Annotated in this window: 5 protein-coding genes; 1 reads left to right on the top strand and 4 read right to left on the bottom strand. The window is 65.0% G+C overall.

Going from position 1 to position 6411, the window contains the following annotated elements; genetic code table 11:
• Positions 1–266: 266 nt before the first annotated feature.
• The 4 genes from ACYVII_RS18640 to ACYVII_RS18625 all read right to left on the bottom strand — a co-directional run bounded on the left by ACYVII_RS18640 (position 267) and on the right by ACYVII_RS18625 (position 5523).
• Entirely contained in the window at positions 267–2153 is a 1887-nt protein-coding gene (locus tag ACYVII_RS18640; RefSeq protein WP_460537842.1) for a type IV secretory system conjugative DNA transfer family protein, read from the bottom strand.
• Complete coding sequence (locus tag ACYVII_RS18635; protein ID WP_460537841.1) at positions 2150–2890, bottom strand: hypothetical protein; 741 nt, start codon at positions 2888–2890, stop codon at positions 2150–2152. Before ACYVII_RS18635 ends, ACYVII_RS18640 begins: the two co-directional genes overlap by 4 nt.
• Positions 2891–3566: 676 nt before the next feature.
• Positions 3567–4649, bottom strand: a complete 1083-nt coding sequence (locus tag ACYVII_RS18630; protein WP_460537840.1) for a hypothetical protein — start codon at positions 4647–4649, stop codon at positions 3567–3569.
• A 634-nt stretch (positions 4650–5283) separates the two neighbouring features.
• Positions 5284–5523, bottom strand: a complete 240-nt coding sequence (locus tag ACYVII_RS18625) for a hypothetical protein (RefSeq protein ID WP_460537839.1) — start codon at positions 5521–5523, stop codon at positions 5284–5286.
• Positions 5524–5845: 322 nt separating this feature from the next.
• Between ACYVII_RS18625 and ACYVII_RS18620 the strand changes: the two genes are divergently transcribed.
• Positions 5846–6373, top strand: coding sequence for an ATP-binding protein (locus tag ACYVII_RS18620; protein ID WP_460537838.1), 528 nt, complete (start codon positions 5846–5848; stop codon positions 6371–6373).
• Positions 6374–6411 lie beyond the last annotated feature (38 nt).

Below are 6411 nucleotides of genomic sequence, written 5' to 3'. Positions count from 1 at the left end.
CTTGCGCGCAGCGCTGGAACCCCGGATGCTGCCGAAGGCTTCAAGGCAAAAAAACGAAGAGCACCCCGCATGCGGGGTGCTGGACAGTCGGCCGCCCGCAGGGCGGCTGTCAACTGGAGGCGCTATGCGCCGATTCGTCTTGGTCTCAGTGGAAGGCTGTGCACAGGCTCGTCCTGTGTGCAGCCGGCTCTCTGGGTCCCGCTGTTCACCTGGGGCGGGTCCAGCCGGTGGGAGATGGAGCCGTCCCCAGGTGGTCAGGGGGAGGGCTACTGTTCCCCGTCACGAACCCAGAGATTCGGCTGAGCCTCGGGCTCGGCCTCAACGGGGCTGTCCGGCACCGTTGTGGCATCCTCTGGACGCTCCTGCGGCTTCGGGTTGGGCAGCACTCGGAACGGCGCCGCGGCCCCGCTCTGGACGATCCAGAAGGCCCCGTCTGAGGCGGTGCGGACATCGTTGGGGTCCACGATCCACGTGTGTTGTGCGCGAGCGCTGCGCAGCTCGTCGCCGGCGGCGGCACCGGATGCTTCCATCTGCATCTGGGTGCCGGCGAATCGCACGATGTCTTCGGGGTCTTTGGACCGTCCGATGATGAGTGCGGCTCCGGAGGAGAGTGCCCGGCGTCGGCGCACTTCGTCGTTAGATAGGCCGGCGCCGCTCTGTCCGGCGATGATGAGTCCCATGCCGGCGGATCGGGCGACCTCGAAAAGCGTCGATGCCGTGTCGCCGGCGTCGACACCGCTATCGGTCACGAGCTGCGGGAACTCATCGACCCCGACGAGCAGCGGCGACTTGTCGCCGCGCCGCAACCGGTCTGCCATGTAGTTGCGAAGGTCCATCAGCAGCAGGTCTGCGAGCTTCGCCTGCGCGCTCTCGACCGGCACGATGCTCATGATGGTGACGTCTGCGGTGCGCTCTCCGTACGACCATCCGTCGTCAGAGAGCCATTTGTCCAGCGGGCCGATGAACGTCCGAATGCTGTTATAGACCCGTTCGCCGGCGGTGACACCCTCCCGCGTCTTGGCGTTCACGACGCCGGCGTCATCGGGGCCGGCGACGTGGCTGTTCGGGTTCCTGACTCGCTCGCCCAGCTCTGCCAGGCTTCGGAGAGGGGAGTGGTACTGGATGGCCTGGAGCACACCGCGCGCTTCCAGCTCGTAGAACTCGCCGCCGGGAGCGCTCGGCCACAGCCGCATCAACTTCTCGGTGACTTGATCACCAGTGCCGGTGAACAGATTCCACGGCTCGTTGATGGTCGCGGTGAACCCGAGCGATTCGACAAGGGTCTTCAGCGCTCGCGCGTCGTCCGGATCTCCCTTCGCATCGATGAACACGATGGGCCAGCCGTACATCAGGGCGCACAGCATGAGATTGACCAGCAGAACGGTCTTGCCGCTTCCGGATTCAGCGATGACGATCGCGCGCGCGGCGGATGCCGTGCTCGGCATCACAATCGAGCGCCCGTCCTTGTGTGTCCAGTCGCGGATGCGGCGAACGTCGTAGGCCCGCTCCACCAGAGTCCGGATCGTCGCCACGTTGATGATGCCGAACTGATAGGCACCGCCGGCCACCGGCCGCGGTGCGGTGACGACCCGCGACGTGACTCCGGTGATCTTCCCGGAGCGTGGGTCGAGCTTCACCCCGACCCGACGTGCGGTGACAATATCGGCCGCACGGACACGCGCCGTCTCGATCCGTTCCTGCATCATCACGTCGTCGTGCCGGCGATCGCGGATCGTGTGCGCCAGCCGTCGACGGTAGAGCGTCAGTAGGAGCGGCACGAACAGCACTCCCGCCAAGAGGTTGAGGATGAGCCAGGGGAGTGCTGTCACCAGTAGGTGGCTCCATCCGTTCGGCTGCTGCACGATGTGCAGCAGCTCGCCCGTATGCACGAGTGGGCCGAGCTTCGACAACTCGATGAGCACAAGCACGGCGTAGAGGAGCACGCCGGCCGCGTCGAGTGCCCATCGCCAAGGCTGGACGACCCAGAACCGCGCCCGCGGAGCCAGGTAGCGGCCGCTTCGCCGGATGATGATTTCTGGAATCAGCACGGGTACGACGACGAGGCCGAGGACGCACCCGATCACCAGGCCCACGAGCTTGAAGAACTCGACTACCGCGTCCTTCTTCGGAGGAGCTTCCTCGTGGCCGCTCATTGCCCGGTCCAGAGGTTCGGGCCGGACGCCGCCTCGAGCACGGTTGACACGTACGTGTCATCGGTGCTCAGTTTCGGCCACGCCTGCTCGGCGTCAGCCCGCCATTTGCCGCGCGGGTCGAAGACGTCGAGCACTTGGATGTGTGCCTGGTCCGGTCCCTCGCGGAGCTGCCTCCGGAGCCCGCGGGCAGCGGCCGGCTCAGCGAGGTATACGACATCCGTGATGGCTTCTTCACCGCGATGCTCAGCCCACATCTTCCGGTCGACGTGGTTCTTAAGGATGTCGTCAAGACGACCGGGCGTCTTCGGCGTCAGCTCGACCTCGACCAGCACCCGCCGCCCGTATCCGATCGCAAGCCCATCGGCGCGATGTTCACCGCGCCGAGCGTCCTGACGAGACACGTAGCGGTCGGCGGACCAGGTGTATCCGTGGGCGAGGAACCTCGCCGCGGCGACCGACACGGCAACCTCGTGCCGTGTCGTTTGACGATAGAGGTTGGGTCGGGCCTCGCCCGTCCAAGCGTGGGTCGACCACAGAAGCGACCCGTCTCTGAACGTTGGCCGACCAGAGTCCACCGCCCCTACTTCCTTCATGCGCGCGACCCACCGTTGGGCCTTCCGAAGGGTTACCGGATCACGTGATCCGTTCAGCGCTCCCAGCACCCATCGCACGGCTTCCATGTCTGCGATGCGCACCGTGCCAAGCCAGTCGAGCGCGGCCTCGTCGCGATCGGTCATCTGGATCACGGTACCCCCTACCTGATCGGTTCACGCACTAGCTTAGCGCTGATGAGGAGCGATCAGCGTGCGGATCGCAGTGCAGAGAATCAGGCGGCTACGCCGTCAAATACATGTCCGCATACGCTCGTGGCCCCACCCGACGTAACCGCTCTTTCACTCTGCCTACCCAACGCTACGGGGTCTCTCCAACGCAACCAATCTCTCTACCTTCCCTCTGTTCTTCACACTCACTCTTTCTCTCTTCTGTCCTGTCCCACCGCTGACTCTTTACTTCCCAACCTCAGTCAATACAAGCAACGCGGATTGGCTGAGGTTGGGAAGCTCGCAAGGCGAGGGGTCAGCGGTGGGACAGGACAGAAGCCACCGCAGGTGGTCGTTTACCTAGTCGCGCTCAGTGTCTAGGTAAACGTCTATCAGAGTTGGGTCGCCTGGGTGCTCACTGTCTGGTTCTGAGTATCCAAGCATCCATGGGCGTTTCGCACAGTCTATGGCCGCCAGGTCGCTTCGATCGGGTGCCGACGGCGATGCTCGTGCGTTGTTCCAGCGCGCTGTGTGTTCTGTCTTGGGCGTACGCATTTGCGTCAGCTTGCTGGTCCTCACGGCCTTCGTCCGCACGCTAACGGATCTCGCCCGGGCCACCTGTCCGGGCGAGGCGTAGGTGATCGATAAACAACTAGCTGACATTGCGGCCTCCCTGGTCGCGATCGCGGCGGGTGCGTCGCATCCGGTCGCTGGCGCGCTGCGCTTCGGCGCGCATGGCCTGGATGATCGCGGCTACTTCTGCCGGGTCGTCCTGGGCCATCCGTGCGCGTAGCTCGGCCGCTTCTTCGCGATGCTTCGTGGCCTCGTCGCGCAGTTGCGCGCGGCGTCGATCAGCTGCTTCGATCGGGGTCTCAGCGCTCGGTTCGATGGCGCTGCGGAGCATCCATACCAGGTATCCGATCGGGTCGCGCTGTTCGGTTGGGTGGACCACCGTCACGTGGCCCTCCACGTTGTGACGAGTCACCGTGTCGATCAGCGCAGCAGCACTCCAACGGCTTGGATCGATGCCTGCTCGGGTCAGTGCATCGCACAAGACACCGATGTGCCGATCGCGTGCCAGCCACGGCATCCGGCTAGCGAGCAGAGCGGCGAGGCGTTGCAGCTCGAACGATCGAGGCGAGCGATCCTGCGGAACTTGGTTTCTCCTTCTCGTCCTCAGCCTCGGCCGCGCAGCGGCCGTCGAGCGCGCCTTTGCGCGCGTTGGTGATGACTTAACAACTGTTTCTTCATCATTAACTTGATCTAGGACGTGTAGGGGGGCGGAACTCACAACTGCACGAGCTGCCCGCACGAGCTGCCGCGCCCACGAGGGGATCACGAGATACCGCGTCGACGCCACAGCGCGCTGGTCCTCCGCCCCGAGTACCCGAGCCTCGGCCAGCTCGGCAAGCGTGAGCAAGTCGCGCCCGTGGCAGACCTCGATATGGAAGCCCAGATGGCTGAGAAACTGCACGCACTTCTTCACCGTGCCCGGTGAACAGTGCAGCGCATCCGCGACCGTCTGGAAGCTCACCGCGACGTTGCGGCCGGTGCTGAAGTCGGCCGCGGCCGCCAGCCGGCCGGCAACGGCGAGGAGCTGTGCGCGGCCACGGCGCCGTGAGCGCATCAGCCGCTCGATGGCCGGTTGATGCAGCGCCAGCTCGACAGCGTGCACCCACTCGGAAGGCCGGCACACCGGTACGCCAGCAAACGCACCCTCGGGCGGCCGCAGCATGAGCCCGCCACGACGAGACGGCCTGTATGCCCGGCTGCCGGGTGCAGCTGTCGTTTCGATACGGTTGCTCGGCCGCGTCGAGATACGCCGCGAGGTGGCCACTGGTGGCGTCGATCCTCGCGGCGGCTGCGCCAACGACACGCCGGGGGCGCTAACCCTATGCCTAGGGCTACTCGTACCAGTACGGGTTACTATGGTGCTACCTCCTTCGAGGCACGGAAGAGCCCTCCCGGCTCAACCGGGCTTCTCCTGGGATCGCTCAGAACCGCTTTCGTCGCCAAACTTCTGGCGGTTCTGGCACAGACTTCGGCCCGTCGCTTCCAGCGGCGGGCCTCTGGCGTTAAGGCGCGTCTATAGGCAGTCCCTCCGTGTCTGGGAACCAAACCGGGCGACCGTGAGCGTCGAGCTCGACGGTCTCGACCATCACGTCAAACAGCGCGGCCGATGAAACACCGCAGTTCTTTGCGATCTGCTCCCAGCGCTGCTTGTTCTCCCGCTCAACCGCGTATCCCAGAGATACTGGGTCCTTGCGAGTACCGCGCGGTAGTCGACGGGGAGCCATAGCGGCAGTTAACCGTAACCTTATGGTTAAGGCGAGCATTTAGTGGCGTGTCGCGCGAAGGCTGCCGCTCCCTTACAGCCGGTCGACGGCGGATGCCCAGACCCAGACTTCGTGTCGGGCGCCGTTCTGCATCGTGAATCGGATCTTCACGGCTCGTGCCGTCCAGGCGACGGCTTCGGCTTCCGGGTGGATGACGGCCTCGTGGAACCGGACGAACGCGCGGACCTTGACCGGCTCACTGGCTTCGGTGACGTGGTTGTGTGTCAGGTCGAGCTCGTCGTCGGTGAGGCTGATTGGCCGTGGCCTGGTCACGGCGACCTCCATCGCGTACTGCATTCGGCGTTCCACGTCATCGACGTAGCGTGTTTGTCCACCCATTGCCCACCCGCTGAACCGTTTTTCTGTTCGAGTCTAGAGTATGTCTCAATCGCGCCGACTCGCTATTGTGTTCTACATGTGCAGGAATGTCCGGGCACCCCGGCCGCGGATTCTGGCGCATCGGCCGTCCCGGTCAAGGGCGCTAGCGCGTCGCTGCGCGATGCAGCAGAGCTGCACCCTGGACCGGGCCTCTCGATGCGCGATCGCGCTGCTTATCGGGGATGCCCCGACAAGTGAACTGCATGGAGGTAGGACGATGAACGGAACGCCTGAGGCGATCGACCTGGTCGCGATGGAGAGGAACATGACACCACAGCCGCTGCTGTTCGAAGTCCTCGACGCGCTGGACGGTCTGGACGGCGATGCCGATGTCGCGTTCATCATGACGACCAACAGAGTGGATGTCCTCGAACACGCACTTGCAGAGCGACCAGGGCGCGTGGATCTCGCCGTCGAGATCCCCCTCCCCGCGCTCGCCGAGCGGCAGCGCCTGTTCCGCCGCTACGCCCACGACCTGCCGTTCACGGACGAAGCCATCGAAGACGCCGCAGATGCCGCAGATGGAGTCACGGGCTCGTTCGCCAAGGAACTCATCCGGCGCTGCGTGCTGCGAGCCAGTCGCCGCAGGATGCCGCCGACCGACGAGGACCTCACCCAGGAGCTCGCAGCACTCCTCGACACACGTGCGCAACTTACCCGCACCATGCTCGGCGCCCGGCCACCAACCCAAGACCCCGCACCGTCGACCTACCCCGGGAGCTACGGGTCACTCGGGTCCATGTAGCCGCCAGCGCCGTAGCGCCGGGAGAGGGATCCCTCATC

Source organism: Humibacter ginsengiterrae (assembly GCF_054780115.1).
Note: the sequence above shows the minus strand (reverse complement) of the source record. Positions and strands in the feature narration are given on the sequence as shown.